1 protein-coding gene is annotated in these 940 nt (G+C 74.6%); it reads left to right on the top strand.

Annotated elements, in window-relative coordinates; all coding sequences use genetic code 11:
• On the top strand, positions 1-940 hold a 940-nt coding region (locus OOT08_RS13910; protein ID WP_325093665.1), incomplete at both ends, for a cysteine desulfurase family protein.

The following is a 940-nucleotide window of genomic DNA, read 5'->3' as shown; positions in this document are numbered from 1 at the left end:
ACGTCGTGTTCACCGCGGGGGGCACCGAGGCGGCGAACCTCGCGATCCGCGGGCTCGCGCTCGCGAACCCGCGCGGGCGGCACCTGGTGACCGTCCCCACCGAGCACCCCGCCGTGTTGGAGACGATCGCGGCGCTCGGTCGCCTTCACGGCTTCGAGATCACGGTCCTGCCGGTGTCCGACACGGGCCTCGTCGATCCCGCGGCGGTGGCGGACGCACTCCGGCCCGATTCCACGCTCGTTTCGGTGGCGCTCGGCAACAACGAGATCGGCACGGTGCAGCCGGTCGCCGAGATCGCGGCGGCGGCCCGCGCGGTGGGGGCGCTCAGCCACAGCGACGCGGTGCAGGCGCTGGGGCAGGTGCCCGTGGACTTCGCCGCGCTCGGCGTGGACGCGCTCACCTGTTCCGCGCACAAGCTCTCCGGGCCGAAGGGGGTCGGGGCGGCGCTCATTCGCCGGCAACTCCCCCGGGAGCCGCTCATCTATGGCGGCGGCCAGGAACGCGGCTCGCGCTCGGGCACGGAGAACGTGGCTGGCATTGTCGGCTTCGCCGCCGCGGTTGGCCGTGTCCTCCCGGAGCGGGCCGCCCAGCGGGAGGCGCTGCGCGCGTCCCGGGATCGGCTGATCGCCCGCGTCGCCGAGGCCTGGCCGGACGCCCGGCTCACGGGTGACCCGGAGCAGCGCCTGCCGGGACACGTCTCCTGGGTCTTCCCCGGGGTCAGCGGCGAGTCGATCCTCGTGGCCCTGGATGCGGCGGGAATCAGCGCGTCCTCGGGTTCCGCCTGCGCCGCGGGGCACGACGAACCCTCTCCCGCGCTCCTCGCGCTCGGCATCGAGCCCTCGCTCGCCCAGACCGCGCTCCGGCTCACCTTCCACGAGCCCCTGGATGCGGACACCGAAGATCGGGTCCTCGCCACCCTGCTAGGCGAGCTGCGGCGGTA

Origin of the sequence: Leucobacter sp. M11 (assembly GCF_035726885.1) — a bacterium.
Lineage (GTDB): Bacteria > Actinomycetota > Actinomycetes > Actinomycetales > Microbacteriaceae > JAPFRB01.
Note: the sequence above shows the minus strand (reverse complement) of the source record. Positions and strands in the feature narration are given on the sequence as shown.